Below are 20,168 nucleotides of genomic sequence, written 5' to 3'. Positions count from 1 at the left end.
AGGAGGTATGGCATGAACGAGAATATTGTTAAGAGAAACGAATTATTGGCAAAAAAGGTTATCGCAGGCCTTGAGTCCAGAAACATGACCGGCTATTACGCAGCTAATAAGGAAGAAGCCCTCAAGAAAGCTCTTGAGCTTATTCCAGAAGGCAGCAGCGTAACTATGGGCGGAGCTATGAGTGCTCACGAGATCGGCCTTGTAGAAGCTGTTAAAAATGGCAATTATAACTTCATCGACAGAGATAAGGCAGAGGATAAGCGCGCTGCAATGCTTGCTGCATACGATGCAGATGTATTCCTTGTTAGTGCTAATGCAATGACTGAAGATGGCGTTATTGTCAATATTGATGGTAACTCCAACAGAGTATCTGCTATAGCACAGGGACCAAAGAAGGTTCTGTTCATCGTTGGTATGAACAAAATCTGCGACGATGTGGATGGTGCCATGAAGAGAGCCAGAAACGTTGCTGCTCCTATCAATGCTCAGCGTTTTGGACTTAACACACCATGTGCCAAGACAGGCTCTTGTATGAACTGTAAGTCACCAGATACTATCTGCTGTCAGTTCCTTATCACAAGATTCTCAAGACACAAGGACAGAATTCATGTAATCCTTGTTAACGATAATCTGGGATTCTAATACAATATAAATACTTGAAATGCAGACGGAGTGCGGATTTGATTGACGCACTCCGTCTTTTTGAAATAAAATATTCTAAAATTCTAAATTTTTCCAACACTTTTTAATTTCCAAACGTTATATATACAGAAAGTACTTTTGATTACTGCTTATTTTGGGGAGCATGGGGAAATGGAGCAGGAAATAGCATACCTGTATGAAAAACTGAATCCTGAACTAGTCAAATGGTGCTCTATGATGACCCAGAATGAGGATATGGCAAGAGAGATTGTCCAGGAAGGGTTTCTTAGGGCTATAAACCACTATGGCGATATCAGTGGACTTGATTTTAATCAGCAGAGAGCCTGGCTTTATCGGACTATCAAGAATATTTTCATTGATACCATGAGAAAACGCAAGAATGAAAGTCTTTTTGCTGATACAAGTGGAATGGATACTGGGCCAGTACCAGGAAATTCTTTTGACAATTACTCAGAAAAAGAGCTTATGAGTGTCCTTGCTTCTATGGATGTACAGGAGGCTAAGCTACTGATACTTCGGTATGTGGATGGATATTCATCTGGGCAGATCGGTACTATGCTGGGAATTCCTGCAGGAACAGTCAGAAGCAAGCTCCATGAAGCCAGAGAACATTTAAAGAGGTTATTGTAAAACAGATTGTTTACAAGGGGATGCGAAATACGAAAGGGGAAAAAAGATGAAGCTTAGAATTAACTGCCAGAAATGTGATGCGAGAAAGATCAATGAAGAGAATTATAGAGAGTTCAGTCAGATAAGGATATATACAGAAGAGCTTATTGTTGACGATAGAAGTAAAGAGATTCTTAATAGATTGCCCTTCAATATCAAGGCTGAGGAAGTCAGAAGTAAGGATATGAGCGAGGATCCTGGCAACAAGAACCTCAACATCAATGGCGTTTATGAGATAACACCACAGACAGATGTTGCTGAAGGAACAGCTATCACTATAAATGGACTTCTCAAGATTGCGCCTGGTGCACAGGATGCGCTTAGAAAGTTTAGCAGAATCTCTATCAATGGCCTTATTCTGTGTCCTAAGAGTATTGCAGCTCTTTTGCCATTCCCTGGACTGTCCATCAACGGTATGACCAAGTCATATCCCGATGATTATACACTTATGGACAACAGGTATAAGCTGGATAAGTATTTTCCATTGCGAGCACCTGAGAATACGGGCTATTTTGCAGCGAATTTCATCTATGATGGGGACAAAGAGACAGATTTTGCAAAGCTGGCCGAGAAGAATATAAAGTTTAGCACAGAGAAAGTGTACATTAGAAAGAAAAACATTGAGACAGCTCTTCCTCTTTTTAATATTGAGGCTGAGATCGTGGAAATTCCTGATAACTGCACAGTTGTTGTGTCTGATCAGAATGAGATTGATGAGAAATTTGTAAATGCCAATGGAACAAGCCTTTACATCATTGGAAATGCGGATATTGCAGCTTCTAATCTGGGAGCACTAGAAAAGATTGAAACTCTTATTGTGGAGGGTGATATCTGTGCTGAGAAAGCGTGCGTTCAGAGACTTGAGGAGATCGGAGCTAAATGCGATAAGCTCATTATTAAGCAGGGAACAGAAATCAGAGATGTTGCCATAGCTAATATCGACAGGGCTACCTTGGAAGCAGCGGCTGGTGGAATGGTTGTAAGCGATGTAGCACTTCTTAAGATTGATAAGGATGTTCCACCTGAGCTTATCAGACAGCGCCTTAAGATAAGAGACTGTGCTAAGGTAAGCTGCTCCAACGACCAGAAGGGCGCTGTTAGCTCTGTTTCCAGCGATGTTGCGCTTATCGGAACAAACACCATAAGTTCGCTATTTGAGGGATTATTTGGCAGCGCGGCAGAAGATAGTAATGTTAGTTCTGAGCCTTCAGCCTTTGAAGATGATACCAAGTATATCAATGCGGAGTATTATGAGCTATAATCTAATGATATAAGCGTCGAAAGCCATGGAGCAATTCGTATATTATTAAATATGTTGAAGCATCCGAGGAATATATTTGATGAACAAAGACATTAAGGCAGTAATCTTTGACCTTGACGGTACACTTACAGATACAGAGAAATTCTATCAGAAGGCCTGGCCTGAGGCTCTTGCACACTTTGGATATAAGTGCGAGCCATGGATGCCACTGGAACTAAGATCTCTTGGAAGGCCTTTTGCGCCTGAGAAGTTCAAAGAGTGGTTTGGACAGGACTTTGATTACAACGAGGTCAGAGAATATCGTAAGGGCCTTGTTGCAGATATTATTAAAGAGCAGGGAATTCCCCTTAAACCTGGAGCAAAAGAGATTCTCATATGGCTTCGTGAGCATGGAATATTAACCTGTATCGCTACAGCCAATGAATATGAGAGAACCAAGGGATACCTTAATAAACTGGGATTATTTGACCATTTTGACAGGATTATCTGCTCTGATATGGTCAAGCTTGGTAAGCCGGCGCCAGACATATACGCATACGCCTGCGAGCAGCTGGGCCTTCCTCCAAATGAGACCTTTGCTGTAGAGGACTCACCTAACGGTGTTACAAGCGCTTTTCTTGCTGGTTGCAACGTCATAATGGTACCAGATTTATCGCAGCCTGATGAGGAACTAAGAGGTAAGCTCTACTCCTGCGTAGATTCACTTCTTGATATTAAAAAACTTTTTGAATAATGAAACCTGTAACAAAGCCTGATTCTACCTGAGGAGTCAGGCTTTTTAAATAAAGTTTTTATAATACTTTATATTTTATTAATATCATTGGGGCAATAAGAGGAGTAATATAATCTTCAATGTAACATTATTTCACATGAGGGGCGAGATAGTGAAACATAGTTTTTATTTAGGAGGGAGAAATATTATGAAAAGTCAGTCTTCAAAGAAGTTACTCACACTTACTGCAATCTTATCACTTGCAGCAATGACACTTACTGGCTGTGGAAGCGCTGAAGCTGCATCAGACCTTGCGGAGTTTGAGGTTTCAGAGATCACAGAAGAAGTGATTGAAGAAGAATCTGTAGCACTTGCAGCAGAAGCTGAGACTTCAGAAGCTGCAGAAGCCATACAGTATTTCAAAAAGGGCGTCTATGTAAACTATGCAAAAGATGCTGAAGATCCTGCCAAGAATTATTTCTATGTCTTCAATGGTGATGACTGGGGGCGTACAGAGGAAGGATCAAATGGCGCAGGAATTCCATTTGACTGTGTACAGGAAGATGGACAGGTTCGCTTTTCCTTTGGCAGTGTTGACGTATTAGAGGATGTATTAGTGGTAACAGGCGTAGAGGACAGAAATGTCTATGGTTACTACGACGATGATATGAAGCTTGAGCTTGTTTTTGAGTATCTTCCAGATGCAGATCCTGATACCTTCAACGCTATCAACTATGTAAGCGATGGTGATTACATCTACGAGAATCAGAATGGATGGAGCATCAAGTATGATCCTAATCTGTTTGATATAACTCAGGATGGTAACAAGGTAGCTATTGTCTACAACGGAGAGGGCGTAGGAACCAACATGATCATGGTTACCTATGATGTAGATAAGAGTGCCAAGGAAGCCAGAGATGCATTTGTTCAGGAATATGGTGAAAACGCAACTACATCAGAAGGTGTTTTCCCAGGAACAGAAGAGATTCATGGATACTGGGCTTCATGTCCTCCAGCAGAGACAGGTTCAGGTCTTTATATGGAAGCTGTAACAAGAGATTACATGGAAGGATATCTTTCCTTTGAAGTAATTGGCCACAAGAGTGGTAATGAAGAGTTGGATATGGAAGTATCTGATAGACTTGCAGGAATCATTGATTCGCTCACATTCTTGTCATTCTAATCAGATTCAGATTATGGGGTTTAGAGGGTATAGATATAGAAAAGCCTGGTTGTTAGAGATAACAACCAGGCTTATATTTGCTGTAAATTATCAGATTTTCTTTTCTGCCTCAAGTGAAGCACGAAGCTCGCCACTGTTGTAGCGCTCGATAATGCTGTTGATACGCTCTACAGGATTCAGAAGATCGCTGATAGAAGCATCGTGGTTAAGTGTATCGATAAGGTAAGCAATGTACTTACTCATATCGCAGCTAATGTACCACTCACGTGATAACAGCTCTGGAGTCTGATATACAAGGTTAGTAGTAAGTACTCTGTCGATAAGACCTTCCTCATAAGCTTTATCAAACTCTTCAAGTCCGTTTGTGAAAAGACCGAAGGTTGAGAATGCATAGATTCTGGCTGCCTTACGCTCTTTGAGTGCCTTGGCAACATCGATAAGGCTCTCACCTGATGAAATCATATCATCAACGATAATAACTGACTTGCCCTCAACGCTTGTTCCGAGGAACTCGTGAGAAACGATAGGGTTACGTCCGTCAACAACCTGTGTATAATCACGTCTCTTGTAGAACATACCTACATCGAGACCAAGTACGCTGGCAAGATAGATAGCTCTTCCCATTCCGCCTTCATCAGGGGAAATAACCATCATATGGTCTGAATCAATCTTGAGATCCCATACATTGCGAAGGAGAGCCTTGATAAACTGATATGTAGTGCGGACTGTTTCAAATCCGTTAAGAGGAATAGCATTCTGAACTCTAGGATCATGAGCATCGAAGGTAATAATGTTATCAACACCCATGCTAACCAGCTCCTGGAGAGCAATAGCGCAGTCAAGAGATTCTCTTGAGCTTCTCTTGTGCTGTCTTGACTCATAGAGGAAAGGCATGATAACTGTGATACGTCTAGCCTTACCACCAACAGCTGCGATTATTCTTTTGAGATCCTGGTAATGATCATCAGGAGACATGTGGTTCTCCTGACCAAAAAGAGAATAGGTCTGTGAATAGTTACATACATCTACGAGAAGATAGAGGTCATCTCCACGAACTGAAGTCCTGATAACACCCTTGGCTTCACCAGTTCCGAATCTTGGAACCTCAGCATCCAGAATGTAAGATGGACGCTCATAGCCTGTAAAAGCAAGACTTCCTTTGTGCTCGTTCTCCCTCTCAGCTCTCCATTTAACGAGATAGTAATCAACTTTTTCTGCAAGAGGCTTGACACCCTTAAGTGGGATGATTCCAAGTGATCCTACAGGAATTGTCTCCAGATTACGTTTCTCTTCTCTCTTTGGCATTACTGCAAATCCTCGCTTTCTTTTTTAGCAATTTTCTTTAATTTACGGATATCTGGACCAGATAGTTTGAGAAGCTTGTAATTGCTGACAATTCTCGACACTATTCGATCCGAGTAAATAGCCTGTAAGTCTTCAAGAGAAAGGTTTGTGGTTATGATCGTTGATTTCTTCCTGATATCACGCTCGTTGATACAGGAGAAAAACTCAGATAACACAAAATTGTTGATTCGTTCCGTGCCAAGGTCATCTATGATAAGAAGCTCACAGTTGTACAAATCTTCGTAGATATCGTGGAGCTCCTGCTTGGCCTTGTAGTCAAAGGCATATTCGGAAAGCATTGTGAATAGGCCTAGGGAACTGAAATATATGACTGAATGCCCTTTCTTAAGTAGTTCGTTGGCAACGCAAACCGATAGGAATGATTTGCCAGTACCAACTGTACCATAAAAGAATAAATTTTGGTAGTCAGAGTTGAAATTCTTAACAAAATCTTCACTAGTGCGAACAGCACCCTGGAATCTTTTAAGGTCTTCTCCAGAGTAGTACTTCTCGGAAAGAAGCTTGAAATTAGCGGATTTTGTCATGATTTTAAGATTGGATTTATCATAAAGAGCTTCAATGATCTTTTGTTTGAAGCAATGACATTTTTCGTTACCTACATAGCCAGTATCCTTACAATCCTGGCAGGTATAACCCATATCAAGATAATCAGAAGAAAAGCCTGCCTCTGTTAAAAGAGTAAGCTTTTGCTTGGAAAGCTCAGCGATTTCATTTCTAAGTGCTGATCTGTCGAGACGTTCGCCAGAGAGAAGTCTTTTACCAAAGTTGACACTTGTTGTAGCAATGGCATCTTCTAACTCCTTGTAGCCTGGAACGTTATCATATACATAGCGCTGTCTGTCCTCCAACTCCTGTCTGTGGAGAGAGCGCCTTTCTTCGTATTCATGCATTATTGCGTCATATTGAGCGTTGGTTAATGCCATGATGTCTCCTTAATTTTCCAAGTTATGTAGTAATGTGCACAATATAGCCCCGTACGTGTTCCGGGGAAGGTAGTACTACCGCCACCAAAACAAAGTACAGGGCTGGGCTCTTGTGATGCTCATACCTGATTCCCAGGCCAGATATGAGAAATGCATATATCAGTTGTCCAGAAGCTTCGACTCGAGCTCAGCAAAATTATATGTATTCTGCTGGAACTGATTGAAGTGATTCTGGGAACCGTTAGGACGAATATATGATTCGTCTAAGCGGGCCTTAACATCGATGGATGAAACGGAAGCCTTAGCCTTCTTTTTACGAAGGTCAGCGGTATGCGCATCGTCTAATCTGGCAATATCCTCCCTTGATGTTACTTTGCTCTTATGCCAGGAACGAAGAATGCTGTCGCAATACTTCAAGCGATTCTTCTGTGTGGCCATGACAGTGCGTTCGCAGGCTTCCATAATGATATCCATCGAAAATTCGAGCTCCCCACGCCACGAACTGATAACGGACCCCTCCGTTATAGTTGGTGAATTTTCCATACCCAGGGCCTTCATTACTGAAATAATGTCCCCATCATGTTTGTAGCTTTCCGCACGAGCCTGTCTTGGCGTCTTGATGCCTTCCTGATTCCAGCTAATGGCAACCTTCTCCATATATCTGAAATCAGATTTATGATTATCGACGCAGTACTGCATCAGATAGTCCAAAAGTTCATCGCTAAACTTAAGTTCATCATGAATATAATAAATTGTAGACATCTCTGAAGGATTAAGAGGTCTGCCATAATACTGCTCAGCTACGAACATGATTCCGCTTCCTGAATTCTCTTTGAAATTACGGAGCTGAGCTGCTGTGTAATGTGGCTTCTCATAAACCGGTTCAGCAACCTCGTTAGCAGGGGCTTTCTGAATAGAAGGAAGAGCGTGGATAACGCTGTCTTCTTTTCTTCTGCCATAGCCTCTGTGAGAAGAAATCTCTTCCATGTGGATACTGGTCAGATTCTGATCTGCATCATAAACAAGACTGATGAGACCCTTTTTCTCCCAGTACTTGAGAGCACGGATTACATCCTTCTCTGTGTGGTTGAACTTATCAGCAAGATCTGGAACGCTTGTTGGTAAGTTCGATGCCATCATACGCAATAAAAACAAGTAAACTTTGAGCTGCGCATCATTTGCATCTTGCATGTATTCGTCAATGAAAATATTGGAAACATTGGTAGAATCCTCCCCCATACTATGACTTATAGTTACTTTCCCCATCATATATCTGATCACCTCTTATAAATATTTAGGTGTTCTGAGGTCATATTACTGTCTGATCCGACGTCAGACGTAAATCAAGCTTTTTCACCTGCACTCCCTTGAACAATTGAAATTATAGCATGACAATTTTTTAAATGATATTGGAAAAAGTGACGAAGAAATCCAGTGCCCATGCGCGGTTTCCGATTTTGGACCACTTTGTGGACAATGTGGATAACGTGGATTATTTTTTACCTGAATAATCAAAAACAGCCTAACCATCAACCCTTACCCTTTAAAAAAGTAAGTGGAAAATGTCAGGCTGTTATCCACCGAAATCGTTTAATATTTTGACTTATCCAAAGTGGAAATGTGGATAAGTTTATCTTCCAAGGAGTTCATCCCCTATTTTCACAACATCGCCGGCTCCCATGGTTATCAACAAATCTCCTTTAGTGCAATTTTGCAAAAGAAATTTTTCTATTTCACTAAAGTTTTCAATTGTTGGAAAATAATTACACTCATGTCCATTTTCTACAATCTTATCGCGAAGAGTTCTGGAACTGATACCAAGTGTATCTTTTTCTCTGGCTGCGTAAATATCAGCAAGAACAACGTGATCAGCAAGTGAAAGAGCTTCAGCAAACTCATTCAGAAGAGCCTTGGTTCTGGTGTAGGTGTGTGGCTGGAATACGCACCAGATCTTGTTGTGTGGATAATTCTGAGCTGCTGTAAGTGTAGCCTTGATCTCTGTTGGGTGATGAGCATAGTCGTCAATAATAGTAACGCCGCCAATCTCGCCCTTATACTCGAATCTTCTGCTGGTTCCGCCAAACTGTGAAAGAGCGGATACCATGTGCTCCTTGGAAATACCAAAGAGATTAGCTACTGCTATAGAAGCAAGAGCGTTATACACATTGTGCACACCTGGTACAGCAAGGCTGATGTTAAGAGTTTCGCCTCCCTTAAGGTGAGCTACAAATGAAGGATTGCCCTGTTCATTGTAGGTAATATCAGTTGGATAATAGTCGAAGCTATCCTTGGAGCCGTAAGTAATAATGCTGCAAGGAAGTGAATCTGTGATCTCGCCTACGTTTTCAATATCGCCGTTGATCACAAGTGTTCCGTCAGCTGGAAGGAGCTGAGCAAACTTCCTGAAGGAATGTCTGATATCATCAAGGTCCTTGAAGAAATCAAGATGATCTGCATCGATATTAGAAATGATGCTGACCTTAGGGAAGAAGCTAAGGAAGCTGTTGGTATATTCGCAGGCCTCTGTTACGAAGTATTCAGAATTACCTACGCGGATATTACCATTGATATCCTTGAAGATTCCACCGATTGAAAGAGTAGGATCTGTATCTGCCTCCAAAAGAATCTTGGAAAGCATTGATGTTGTTGTAGTCTTACCGTGAGTTCCTGCTACTGCTACTGGAAGCTCATACTGTTTCATGATCTGACCAAGAAGCTCAGCTCTTGTGAGCATTGGAATACCGGCTTCCTGGGCTGCCATAAACTCTGGGTTGTCTGGATGAACTGCAGCTGTGTAAACAACTACATCTATATCGCCGGCAGCAGCAATGTTCTCGGCCTTCTGACCGTAGAATACTGTTACGCCTCTTTTCTCAAGTGATCTTGTAAGGTCTGATTCCTTGTTGTCTGAACCTGAAATCTTGAAGTTCTCTTCTATTAAAATCTGGGCAAGGCCGCTCATTGAAATTCCGCCAATGCCCATGAAATATACGTGGACAGGGTTTTTGAAATCTATCTGGTACATAAAATAGTCCTCGATTCTACCTATAATTAATATGTCTTTTACCGGATTATATTCTAGCACTTATAACAACAATGTCAAAATTACAATTATTAAGTAATTATAAATTTTAAAAAACATGCAAAATCACGTCACCAAGGTAAATAGTTATGATATACTTTTATATAGGGAAATAAAGCGATTTTTTGCAACGAGGTGGAACATGATAAAAAAGGAAATGATCGCAATGCTACTGGCAGGGGGCCAGGGCAGCAGATTGGGCGTGCTGACAGCCAAGATGGCTAAGCCAGCCGTTTCGTTTGGGGGGAAGTATAGAATAATCGATTTCCCGCTCAGCAATTGTATTAACTCAGGAGTCGACACTGTAGGTGTCCTTACACAGTACAGACCGCTTCGACTCAATTCTCACATTGGAATTGGTATTCCGTGGGACCTTGACCGTAACTTCGGTGGTGTAACAGTCTTACCACCATACGAGAAGAGTTCCAACAGTGAATGGTATACCGGTACAGCCAATGCTATTTACCAGAACTTAGAATATATGGAGAACTACAATCCAGATTATGTACTGATTCTCTCAGGAGATCATATCTATAAGATGGATTATGAGACAATGCTTGATTTCCACAAGTCAAGTGGCGCAGATGCTACCATTGCAGTTATGCCTGTTCCTATGGAAGAGGCTAGTAGATTTGGTATCATGATTACCGATCAGAACAAGCGCATTGTAGATTTCGAAGAGAAACCTGAGCATCCACGTAGCAACCTTGCTTCTATGGGTATTTACATCTTCTCCTGGAAGGCACTTAAGGAAGCTCTTATCAAGAACAAGGACCAGGCAGGACTTGATTTTGGTAAGCATATAATTCCTTATTGCAAGGAACAGGGACAGGCTCTCTATGCTTATGAATTTGATGGTTACTGGAAGGATGTAGGAACACTTACATCATACTGGGAAGCTAACATGGAGCTGATCGATATCGTTCCAGAGTTCAACCTTTATGAGGAGTACTGGAAGATCTACACAGCAAGCGATGTTCAGCCACCACAGTACCTTGGACCTGACAGCGCCATTGAGCGCAGTATCGTAGGTGAAGGCTGCGAGATCTATGGTAAGGTTTATAACTCAGTTATCGGACCTGGCGTCAAGATTGGCAAGGATACAGTAGTCAGCCACTCTATCATTATGAATGAGACAGAGATCGGCGAAGGCTGTAACATAGAAAAGGGCATCATCGCAGAGAAGGTTAAGATTGGTAACAAGGTTACAATCGGAGCCTTCGAAGAAAAAGAGAATGAGACCAAGCCCGGAATTTATTGTGAAGGTCTCTGCACTATCGGTGAGAAATCAGTTATTCCAGACAATGTACAGATTGGTAAGAATACAATGATTTCAGGTAAGACCACTGAAAAGGATTACCCAGGCGGAATCCTTGAAAGCGGCAGAACATTAGATAAGGCAGGTGATTGACATGAGGGCGATTGGCATTATTTTAGCAGGCGGTAGCAGTAGCAGAATGCAGGAGCTCTCCAAGCGCAGAGCGGTTTGTGCTATGCCAGTGGCAGGTTTTTACAGGAGTATCGACTTTGCTCTTAGTAACATGACCAACTCACACATTCAGACAGTTGCCGTATTCACACAGTATAACGCAGGCAGTCTTAACACACACCTTAGCTCCTCCAAGTGGTGGGACTTCGGACGTAAACAGGGCGGTCTGTATGTATTCACTCCAGCAGTTAAGGCTTCTGGTAACCTCTGGTACAGAGGAACAGCAGATGCCATTGCACAGAACCTTGAGTTTTTGAGAAGTTGTCACGAACCATACGTAATCATTACTTCAGGTGACTGTGTTTACAAGATGGATTACGCTAAGCTTCTTGAATATCACATTCAGAAGCAGTCAGATATCACAGTGGTTTGCAAGGATATGCCAGCAAGCATTGATACAGAGAGATTCGGAACAATCCGTATGAACGAGGAGAGCCGAATCGAGGAATTCGAAGAGAAGCCTGTTGTATCAAGATCTAACACCATTTCCTGTGGTATTTACGTAATCAGACGTAGACAGCTCATCGAGCTCATCGAGAGGGCTGAGGCAGAAGAGAGATATGACTTCGTTAGAGACATCCTCGTTAGATACAAGGATATGAAGCGTATCTACGGCTACAAGATCAAGGAGTACTGGAACAATATCGCATCAGTTGAGGATTACTACAGAACCAACATGGATTTCCTCAAGCCAGAAGTTCGTAACTACTTCTTCCGCGATTATCCAGGAATCTACACCAAGGTAGTTGATCTTCCACCTGCCAAGTACAACGTAGGTGTTAACGTCAAGAACAGTCTTATTTCCAGTGGATGCATTATCAATGGAACTGTAGAAGATTCATTGGTATTCAAGGGGGCTTTCATCGGAAATAACTGCTATATCAAAAATTCAATAATACTTAATGATGTGTACATCGGGGACAATTCACACATTGAGAACTGCATTGTTGAGAGCCATGGTACAATCCAGGCTAACTCTTATTATAAAGAGGATAACGGCATCAAGGTTGTTGTCGAGAACAATGAACGGTACGTACTGTAACAATTGACAGCTTCAGTCTAACCAAGAGGGGGTTACAAAATGAAGATTACGGATGTTAGAGTAAGAAAAGTCACCAAGCAGGGTAAGATGCGCGCAGTAGTTTCAGTTACTTTTGATAATGAATTTGTAGTTCATGACATCAAAGTGATCGAAGGCGAGAGAGGCTTGTTTATCGCAATGCCTAGCAAGAAATCAACTGATGGAGAGTATAGAGACATCGCACATCCTATCAACTCCGATATGAGAAAGGTTCTTCAGGACACCATATTGGAAGCGTACGATAAGGCTGCTGACGAAGTTGCAGAGGGGGATTCTGCAGCACCTGTAGCAGAGTAAATCAGAAAATTTAATATCAAATAATGTATAAGGGGGCTTAGATTTCTGAGCTCCCTTATGTTATTATAGGATTGCAAATACGCAGGGGGCATCATTTTGCTTCCGGCGCATATACGCATGCCCATAAATCGGGCTATTTGTGGGAAAAGACATTTTGTTGTGTGGAAATAGGTGGGGAAATGTTTGATTTTTTAAAGAGATTGTTTGTAAAAGAGAAAGAAGAGGAAACAGGTAAGATGTACGTTATAGCAGGACTTGGTAATCCTGAAAAGAAATACTTTGGAACAAGACACAACGTGGGCTTTGATACTATCGATGCCCTTTCTGATAAATATCATATTGAGCTCACTGAGACAAAGTTCAAGGCAGTATACGGAAAAGGAAGAATAGGAGCTGACAGAGTGATCCTCGTTAAGCCCCTTACATATATGAATCTTAGTGGAGAGGCTATTAGACCAATCTGCGACTACTTCAAGGTGGATTCCAAGGAGGAACTCATCGTTATTTCTGACGATGTTGAGCTTGATGTAGGAAACATCAGAGTTCGTCCTAAGGGAAGTGCCGGTGGACATAACGGACTTAAGAGCATTATTGCCCAGCTCGGACACAGCGAGTTTAACAGAGTTCGTGTCGGCGTTGGCAAAAAGCCCAAGGAATGGGATATGGTGGACTGGGTTCTGGGCCACTTTGAAGGCGAGGATGCAGTATCCATCAAGGAAGGAATTGAGTCAGCTGTAGGCGCGGTTGAAGAGATAATAGCTGCCGGCGTTGATTCTGCAATGAACAAGTACAATTCCAACAAGAAAAAAGATAGCGATAAATAAGTAGCAGACTGATTGTATATTTTTTATGGTGTAAAAATATGAGAGCGATTCAGACTCCTTTAACAGAACTAAGGCAGTTCCAGGAAATAAATGAATATCTTGATAAGCCCTTTGCCTGCGCAGAGGTGACAGGATGCGTAGACTCCCAGAAGCTTCATTTTATTGACAGCCTGGGAGCTGGTTTCAAGTACAGAATAATTGTCACCTATTCTGACCTCAGAGCCAAAGAGATATACGAGGACTATAAGTTTTATGACAGGAATGTCACAGTATATCCCGCCAAGGACCTTATCTTTTACCAGGCAGATGTTCATAGCAACGAGATAGTAAGACAGCGAATCCGCACCATGAGAAGACTTCTCGAGGGAAGACCAGTCACAGTTGTCACTACCTTCGCTGCTCTCATGGCACCACAGATCAGGCCTGAGATAATTAAGGAACATATCCTAGAAATTGACAGACACAAGCCAATCGATGAGATAGAGATTGCAAAGCGCCTTACAACCATGGGCTATATCAGGAACTACCAGGTTGAAGGACCAGGCGAATTCTCTGTTCGTGGTGATATTGTGGATGTCTTTGATCTGACAGAGGATAACCCTTTCCGTATTGAGCTCTGGGGAGATGAGATTCAGTCAATCAGAAGCTTTGACATTCTGTCACAGAGATCTCTTGAAAAGCTTGAGTCAATCGAGATATATCCAGCTTCCGAGATCATCCTTGATGAGAAACTACTGTCAGAAGGTATGGACAGGATTCAGGAAGATACCGATAAAAGAGTTGAGCTTCTTCGCTCTGAGTTTAAGACCAAAGAGGCGCATCAGCTCAAGACTCAGACAGAAGAACTTCGCGAGCAGCTCTTTGAGCTTAAGTCACTTGTTAACCTCGAGAGCTACATCAGATATTTTTACCCTGACACAGTTACAATGCAGGAGATGTTCCCCAAGGGAAAGAGCTGCATTTTCATAGACGAGCCACAAAGAGTTCAGGAGCATGCCTGGGCTGTAGAGACAGAGTTTAAAGAGAGCATGACCCACAGGGCTGAAAAGGGCTATATTCTGCCAGGTCAGATGGACCTTCTTTATTCTATAGATAACTGTATTGCCAGAATGGGAAATGGAAGGCGCGTTCTCATTTCAGCACTTCAGATGCCAAAGAGCCAGAACCTCTTTGAACCTGAGAAGACCTGGGACATTCGCGCTCGCAGTATTGCGCCTTATAATAACAGTTTTGAATCACTCGTTTCCGACCTTAAGAAATATGTTAAGGAAGGCTACAGAGTGCTTATTCTCTCAGGCTCCAGAACAAGGGCCAAGAGAATCGTTGATGACCTTAGGGACAACCTGGTCACAGCATTTTACAGCGAAGATCCGGGAAGAGTTCTTAAGCCCGGCGAGATCATGACCTACTACGGCAGGATTCTCAAGGGCTTTGAGTACCCTGAGATCAAGTTTGCCGTAATTGCTGAGAGTGATATCTTCACAGAGCACGTCAAGAAACGCAAAAAGAAGAAAAAGAGCGAGTATCAGGGCGAGAAGATTTCAAGCTTTTCAGACCTTAAGATCGGTGACTACGTTGTTCACGAGGATCACGGCCTTGGAATCTACAGAGGTATTGAGAAGATTGAGACCGACCATGTAGTCAGGGATTATATCAAGATCGAGTACGGAGATGGCGGTAATCTCTATGTTCTTGCTACCGGCCTTGGGGTTATCCAGAAGTATGCTTCAGGCGGCGATGACAGCGAGACAACTCATAAGCCCAAGCTCAATAAGCTGGGAAGCGTTGAGTGGAGCCACACCAAGAGTAAGGTTGAGGCAGCAGTTGAAGAGGTTGCTCAGGATCTTGTGGAGCTCTATGCTAAGCGACAGGAAGCCAAGGGACATCAGTTTAGTCCAGACACTGTATGGCAGCAGGAGTTCGAGGATGCTTTCCCTTATCAGGAGACAGAGGATCAGCTCAATGCCATCGAGGATACCAAGCGCGACATGGAATCCAGCATCATCATGGACAGACTTGTCTGTGGAGACGTTGGTTTTGGTAAAACTGAGATTGCCATAAGAGCGGCCTTTAAGGCAGTTCAGGATGGCAAACAGGTTGCAGTTCTAGTGCCTACAACAATTCTTGCTCAGCAGCACTACAACACCTTCTCTGAGAGAATGCGTGACTTCCCTGTAAGAGTGGATCTTATGTCCAGATTCAGGACAGCAGCAGAGCAGAAAAAGACAATTGTAGACCTGAAAAAAGGTCTCGTTGATATAGTTATTGGAACACACAGACTCCTTTCCAAGGATGTGCAGTACAAGGACCTTGGCCTTCTCATCGTAGATGAGGAGCAGCGTTTTGGCGTAACTCACAAGGAAAAGCTTAAGACCCTCAAAGAGAATATTGATGTACTTACTCTTTCTGCAACTCCTATTCCAAGAACACTTCATATGTCTCTTGTAGGAATCAGGGAGATGAGCGTTCTGGAGGAAGCTCCAAACGACAGAATGCCTATTCAGACCTATGTCATGGAGTACAACGACGAGCTCATAAGAGAAGCTATCGCAAGAGAGCTTGCCAGAAATGGTCAGGTTTACTACGTATACAACAGAGTCAATACTATAGCTGATGTGGCAGCCCAGATCCAGAAGCTCGTTCCAGAGGCCAATGTTGCCTTTGCTCATGGACAGATGAAGGAGTCTGAGCTTGAGAGGATCATGTATGACTTCATTGATGGAACAATTGATGTTCTGGTGTCTACTACTATCATCGAGACCGGACTTGATATTCCAAATGTTAACACCATGATCATTCACGACTCAGACAAGATGGGACTGTCTCAGCTCTATCAGCTTCGTGGCCGAGTTGGACGATCCAACAGGACGGCTTATGCCTTCCTAATGTACAAGAAGGATAAGATGCTCAAAGAGGTTGCGGAAAAGAGATTGTCTGCGATCCGCGAATTTACAGATCTTGGTTCGGGCTTCAAGATTGCCATGAGAGACCTTGAGATCAGAGGCGCAGGAAGTCTTCTGGGAAGAAAACAGTCAGGACATATGCAGGCAGTCGGTTATGATCTGTACTGCAAGATGCTTGGAGAGGCGGTCAGACACAAGAAGAGTGATGACGCTGATGGAGATTACACACTTGATGATATCCACACCAGTATTGATCTTGATGTCAGCGCCTTTATTCCTGACAATTACATCCTCAATGAAGAGCAGAAGCTTGAGATATACAAGAGAATTGCCAGCCTTGAGAATCAGGGCGAGTGCGATGATATGAAGGATGAACTTATCGACAGATTTGGAGAAGTTCCAGAGACGGCGATCAACCTCCTTCGCATATCTCTTTTACGCACAAGGGCGCATGCCCTCTATATTCCTGAGATCAAGGGCGGAAATGGTAAGATTGAGATCAAGGTCAATCCTAATGCCAAGATCGATTCAGGTAAGATTCCAGGTTTTGTTGCCAGCTACAAGGGCAAGATGACCTTCCATGCTGCCGGAGTTCCAGTATTTGTCTATACTTATGACAAGGACAAGAACCCTACCAAGGCAGAGCAGAAGCTCCTTGAGGATACTGAGAATATTATCGAGAAGATGCAGGGGCTCCTTGTTAAATAAGATAATAATCCAGACAGATGTATGAATTATGTTAACTTGAATGGTATTGTGTCAGTTGCATAAGACTGAAATGGTATGAAAAGTTTTAGGGAGAGTTGATATAGATGAAGTATAAGTGCTTGGTCTTTGACCATGATGATACAACAGTTAATAGTACAGCTACGATTCACTATCCAAGCTTTGTTGAGTATATGAATAAATATCGTCCGGATGTTCAGTATTCGCTGGAAGAGTATGTCCGCTACAACTTTGATCCGGGCGTTATCACCTTTTTTAAGGACATGTGTCAGATGTCAGATGAGGAGCTCAAACAGGAAGAGATTTTCTGGTACAACTTTGCCAAGAATCACTATGCAGATGCATTTCCTGGGATAAAAGAGATCATGGATCGCCAGAAGGCAGAGGGTGGCTATGTTGTTGTGGTTTCTCATTCATATTCTGAGAATATCCTCAAGGACTATGCTCATAACGACTTACCTGAGCCTGACATGATCTTTGGGTGGGAGCAGCCTCTTGAAGAGAGAAAACCTTCACCAATTCCAATCTACAAGATCATGGAAAAGTATGATCTTAAGGCTGAGGATATCCTTATGATTGACGACCTTAAACCAGGTCTTGATATGGCCAAGGCAGCAGGCATTGATTTTGCTGCAGCATGCTGGTGCTTTGATATTCCAGAGAACGAGAAACATATGAGAGAGAATGCAACCTATTTGTGCAAGTGCGTTGCGGATCTTGAGAAGATTCAGTGGGGTGAATGATTATGAAAAAAGAGGATTTACAGGCACTGTTAAATGATATGTCCCTTGAGGAAAAGATAATGCAGCTGGTGCAGCTTCCAGGACAAACCTTTGAGGAAACTGCCGCGGTTACAGGTCTTGCTGACATGGAAAAGGCTAAAAAGATGAAGAGCCTAGCTGGAAGTGTTTTGGGCCTTCACGGGGCAGATAAGATAAAGGCAATTCAGAAGGAATATATGGAAAATCATCCTCACCATATTCCTCTTATGTTTATGCTTGATGTTATTCACGGACACGATACTGTTTTTCCTTGTCCGCTGGCCCAGGGTGCAACCTTTGATCCTGAAGTAGCCAGAGTAGGAGCGCAGGTGCAGGCTAAAGAGGCAGCAGCTGATGGAGTTCAGGTTACTTTTTCTCCAATGGCAGACCTTGTAAGAGATGCAAGATGGGGAAGAGTTGTTGAATCCACTGGAGAAGATCCATATCTTAATGGTCTTATGACTGCAGCCATGGTCAAGGGCTATCAGGGAGATTCTATAGCAGATAAAGAGCATGTGGCAGCCTGTGTTAAGCATTTTGCTGCCTATGGTGCAGCAGAGGCAGGACGTGATTATAATACCTGCGAAATATCTGAACACACACTAAGAGATCAGTATCTGCAGGGCTACAGATTGCCTATTAGTGAGGGTGCCCGTCTTGTTATGACCTCTTTTAACACATTAAACGGAATCCCTTCATCAGGAAATAAGTGGCTCATGAGAGATGTTTTAAGGGATGAGATGGGATTTGATGGCGTTCTTATTTCTGACTGGGCTGCTATTGCTGAGATGGTGAACTGGGGCTTTGCTCAGGACCTCAAGGAAGCAGCTGCACTGGCAATGGATGCAGGCGTAGACATAGACATGTGTACAGAAAGCTACAGCGGAAGTCTTGAGGCTTTAATCAAGGAAGGTAGGGTTTCTGAAGCTCTTTTGGATAAAGCTGTAATGCGTGTTCTCGAGCTTAAAAATGACCTTGGACTTTTTGAAGATCCGTATCATGGCGCTTCGGAAGAGAGATATAAAGAGATCACACTTTCAAAAGACAGCAGAGAAAAGGCAAGGGATGCTGTGAGAAAATCGCTTGTTCTTTTGGAGAACAAAGAAGGAACACTTCCTCTTAGTAGCAAAAAGATTGCGCTTATCGGTCCATATGTTGATGATAAAGATACACATAGTGCCTGGGCTATCACATGTAACAAGGAAAATAACATTACCTTGAGGCAGGCTTTTGAAGAAGAGTTTGCAGGAAGTGATGTAGAGGTCAAATATTCCAATGGAAGCCTTATGGTAGACAATGATTCAGACCTTGGCTTTTTGAAATTCCATTCGGATACTTTTAGAGAAGACAATGACAGACTCATGAAAGAAGCTCTTGAGATTGCGGATGAGTGTGACACGATAATCATGTGTCTTGGAGAAAGTCTCATGCAGTCCGGAGAGTCTACAAGTAGAGCAAAGATAACTCTTCCTCAGGTTCAACTGGAGCTTTTTGGCAAGGTAAAAGAAAAAGGCAAGAAGCTTATTACTCTTATCTTCACAGGAAGACCACTTGATCTCGGGGATATTCCAGAGGTATCTGATGCGCTCCTTATCTGTTGGAGACCTGGAACTGAGAGTGGACACGGAATAGTAGATGTCCTTACTGGAAAGACCTCACCACAGGGAAAGCTTCCTATGAGTTTCCCATGGACTGTAGGCCAGGAACCTTTATACTACAACAGATTCAATACAGGAAGACCAAAGCCTTTTGAAGGAGCATCAATATTTACCTCAAGATATCTTGATTGCCCAAATGAAGCAAGATATCCATTCGGATTCGGACTTACATATTCGGAGTTTGAGATTTCTGAGGTGAAATTGGATAAAACAAGTATTACAAGAGGAAGTAGCGCTTCTGACAAAGCCATTGCATCTGTAGAAATAAAGAATACAGGCGCTTATGCAGCAACCCAGACTGTTCAGCTCTATATTCGCGACATGGCAGGCAGTGTAGTCAGGCCAATCAAGGAGCTGAAAGGCTTTAAGAAAGTATCCCTCGGACCAGGAGAGAATTCTCAGGTTTCATTCGAAATCACAGAGGAAATGCTGAAATTCTGGACTGCTTCAAACAGATTTGAAAGCGAAGCTGGAAAGTTCAAGGTATTTATAGGCTTAGACAGCGCTACAGAAAACGAAGCAGAATTTGAGTTGGTGTAAATTATTACCCAAAAGTAATTGGCGAATGTGT

16 protein-coding genes are annotated in these 20,168 nt (G+C 42.6%); 12 read left to right on the top strand and 4 right to left on the bottom strand.

The window, feature by feature from the left end; genetic code table 11:
• Positions 1-12 precede the first annotated feature (12 nt).
• The 5 genes from IJI01_RS01525 to IJI01_RS01505 all read left to right on the top strand — a co-directional run bounded on the left by IJI01_RS01525 (position 13) and on the right by IJI01_RS01505 (position 4,488).
• Positions 13-642 carry a lactate utilization protein gene (locus tag IJI01_RS01525; protein WP_292184764.1) on the top strand — a complete coding sequence of 210 codons (630 nt, stop codon included), beginning with the start codon at positions 13-15 and terminating at the stop codon, positions 640-642.
• Between the two features lie 171 nt (positions 643-813).
• Complete coding sequence (locus IJI01_RS01520; protein ID WP_292184761.1) at positions 814-1,293, top strand: RNA polymerase sigma factor; 480 nt, start codon at positions 814-816, stop codon at positions 1,291-1,293.
• 46 nt (positions 1,294-1,339) lie between these two features.
• Entirely contained in the window at positions 1,340-2,593 is a 1,254-nt protein-coding gene (locus IJI01_RS01515) for a hypothetical protein (RefSeq protein WP_292184758.1), read from the top strand.
• 79 nt (positions 2,594-2,672) lie between these two features.
• Positions 2,673-3,326: an HAD family hydrolase gene (locus IJI01_RS01510; protein WP_292184755.1), complete on the top strand. Its 654-nt coding sequence runs from the start codon at positions 2,673-2,675 to the stop codon at positions 3,324-3,326.
• A gap of 187 nt (positions 3,327-3,513) precedes the next feature.
• On the top strand, positions 3,514-4,488 hold the full coding sequence (locus tag IJI01_RS01505; RefSeq protein ID WP_292184748.1) for a hypothetical protein: 975 nt from the start codon (positions 3,514-3,516) through the stop codon (positions 4,486-4,488).
• Positions 4,489-4,578: 90 nt separating this feature from the next.
• Here IJI01_RS01505 and IJI01_RS01500 read toward each other — a convergent pair whose 3' ends face one another.
• The 4 genes from IJI01_RS01500 to murC all read right to left on the bottom strand — a co-directional run bounded on the left by IJI01_RS01500 (position 4,579) and on the right by murC (position 9,801).
• Positions 4,579-5,793, bottom strand: coding sequence for a ribose-phosphate pyrophosphokinase (locus tag IJI01_RS01500; protein ID WP_292184739.1), 1,215 nt, complete (start codon positions 5,791-5,793; stop codon positions 4,579-4,581).
• Positions 5,793-6,776, bottom strand: a complete 984-nt coding sequence (locus IJI01_RS01495) for an ATP-binding protein (RefSeq protein ID WP_292184736.1) — start codon at positions 6,774-6,776, stop codon at positions 5,793-5,795. The genes IJI01_RS01500 and IJI01_RS01495 overlap by 1 nt, the downstream gene beginning before the upstream one ends.
• A gap of 159 nt (positions 6,777-6,935) precedes the next feature.
• Entirely contained in the window at positions 6,936-8,045 is a 1,110-nt protein-coding gene (locus IJI01_RS01490) for a DnaD domain protein (RefSeq protein ID WP_292184733.1), read from the bottom strand.
• Between the two features lie 361 nt (positions 8,046-8,406).
• Complete coding sequence (gene murC / locus IJI01_RS01485) at positions 8,407-9,801, bottom strand: UDP-N-acetylmuramate--L-alanine ligase (RefSeq protein ID WP_292184730.1); 1,395 nt, start codon at positions 9,799-9,801, stop codon at positions 8,407-8,409.
• Between the two features lie 199 nt (positions 9,802-10,000).
• Between murC and IJI01_RS01480 the strand changes: the two genes are divergently transcribed.
• The 7 genes from IJI01_RS01480 (at position 10,001) to bglX (ending at position 20,137) form a co-directional block, all read left to right on the top strand.
• Positions 10,001-11,269 carry a glucose-1-phosphate adenylyltransferase gene (locus IJI01_RS01480; RefSeq protein WP_292184728.1) on the top strand — a complete coding sequence of 423 codons (1,269 nt, stop codon included), beginning with the start codon at positions 10,001-10,003 and terminating at the stop codon, positions 11,267-11,269.
• A gap of 1 nt (position 11,270) precedes the next feature.
• Positions 11,271-12,389 carry a glucose-1-phosphate adenylyltransferase subunit GlgD gene (glgD, locus tag IJI01_RS01475; RefSeq protein WP_292184725.1) on the top strand — a complete coding sequence of 373 codons (1,119 nt, stop codon included), beginning with the start codon at positions 11,271-11,273 and terminating at the stop codon, positions 12,387-12,389.
• 39 nt (positions 12,390-12,428) lie between these two features.
• Positions 12,429-12,725 carry a septation regulator SpoVG gene (gene spoVG, locus IJI01_RS01470; protein WP_292184722.1) on the top strand — a complete coding sequence of 99 codons (297 nt, stop codon included), beginning with the start codon at positions 12,429-12,431 and terminating at the stop codon, positions 12,723-12,725.
• A 236-nt stretch (positions 12,726-12,961) separates the two neighbouring features.
• Positions 12,962-13,549 (top strand): aminoacyl-tRNA hydrolase, encoded by a 588-nt coding sequence (pth, locus tag IJI01_RS01465; protein WP_292184847.1) that lies wholly within the window; start codon positions 12,962-12,964, stop codon positions 13,547-13,549.
• Between the two features lie 38 nt (positions 13,550-13,587).
• Entirely contained in the window at positions 13,588-17,160 is a 3,573-nt protein-coding gene (gene mfd, locus IJI01_RS01460) for a transcription-repair coupling factor (protein ID WP_292184720.1), read from the top strand.
• A 104-nt stretch (positions 17,161-17,264) separates the two neighbouring features.
• On the top strand, positions 17,265-17,921 hold the full coding sequence (locus IJI01_RS01455) for an HAD family hydrolase (RefSeq protein ID WP_292184717.1): 657 nt from the start codon (positions 17,265-17,267) through the stop codon (positions 17,919-17,921).
• Positions 17,922-17,923: 2 nt separating this feature from the next.
• Entirely contained in the window at positions 17,924-20,137 is a 2,214-nt protein-coding gene (gene bglX, locus IJI01_RS01450; RefSeq protein ID WP_292184714.1) for a beta-glucosidase BglX, read from the top strand.
• The last annotated feature ends 31 nt before the right edge of the window (positions 20,138-20,168 follow it).

It is taken from the genome of Butyrivibrio sp. (genome assembly GCF_017433805.1).
GTDB lineage: Bacteria > Bacillota > Clostridia > Lachnospirales > Lachnospiraceae > Butyrivibrio.
Note: the sequence above shows the minus strand (reverse complement) of the source record. Positions and strands in the feature narration are given on the sequence as shown.

Coding starts and splice junctions, on each gene's coding strand:
- mfd (WP_292184720.1), top strand. CDS start 13,588: ATGAGAGCGATTCAGACTCCTTTAACAGAACTAAGGCAGTTCCAGGAA.
- IJI01_RS01505 (WP_292184748.1), top strand. CDS start 3,514: ATGAAAAGTCAGTCTTCAAAGAAGTTACTCACACTTACTGCAATCTTA.
- spoVG (WP_292184722.1), top strand. CDS start 12,429: ATGAAGATTACGGATGTTAGAGTAAGAAAAGTCACCAAGCAGGGTAAG.
- IJI01_RS01515 (WP_292184758.1), top strand. CDS start 1,340: ATGAAGCTTAGAATTAACTGCCAGAAATGTGATGCGAGAAAGATCAAT.
- IJI01_RS01520 (WP_292184761.1), top strand. CDS start 814: ATGGAGCAGGAAATAGCATACCTGTATGAAAAACTGAATCCTGAACTA.
- bglX (WP_292184714.1), top strand. CDS start 17,924: ATGAAAAAAGAGGATTTACAGGCACTGTTAAATGATATGTCCCTTGAG.
- IJI01_RS01455 (WP_292184717.1), top strand. CDS start 17,265: ATGAAGTATAAGTGCTTGGTCTTTGACCATGATGATACAACAGTTAAT.
- IJI01_RS01500 (WP_292184739.1), bottom strand. CDS start 5,793: ATGCCAAAGAGAGAAGAGAAACGTAATCTGGAGACAATTCCTGTAGGA.
- glgD (WP_292184725.1), top strand. CDS start 11,271: ATGAGGGCGATTGGCATTATTTTAGCAGGCGGTAGCAGTAGCAGAATG.
- murC (WP_292184730.1), bottom strand. CDS start 9,801: ATGTACCAGATAGATTTCAAAAACCCTGTCCACGTATATTTCATGGGC.
- IJI01_RS01525 (WP_292184764.1), top strand. CDS start 13: ATGAACGAGAATATTGTTAAGAGAAACGAATTATTGGCAAAAAAGGTT.
- IJI01_RS01510 (WP_292184755.1), top strand. CDS start 2,673: ATGAACAAAGACATTAAGGCAGTAATCTTTGACCTTGACGGTACACTT.
- pth (WP_292184847.1), top strand. CDS start 12,962: ATGTACGTTATAGCAGGACTTGGTAATCCTGAAAAGAAATACTTTGGA.
- IJI01_RS01495 (WP_292184736.1), bottom strand. CDS start 6,776: ATGGCATTAACCAACGCTCAATATGACGCAATAATGCATGAATACGAA.
- IJI01_RS01490 (WP_292184733.1), bottom strand. CDS start 8,045: ATGATGGGGAAAGTAACTATAAGTCATAGTATGGGGGAGGATTCTACC.
- IJI01_RS01480 (WP_292184728.1), top strand. CDS start 10,001: ATGATAAAAAAGGAAATGATCGCAATGCTACTGGCAGGGGGCCAGGGC.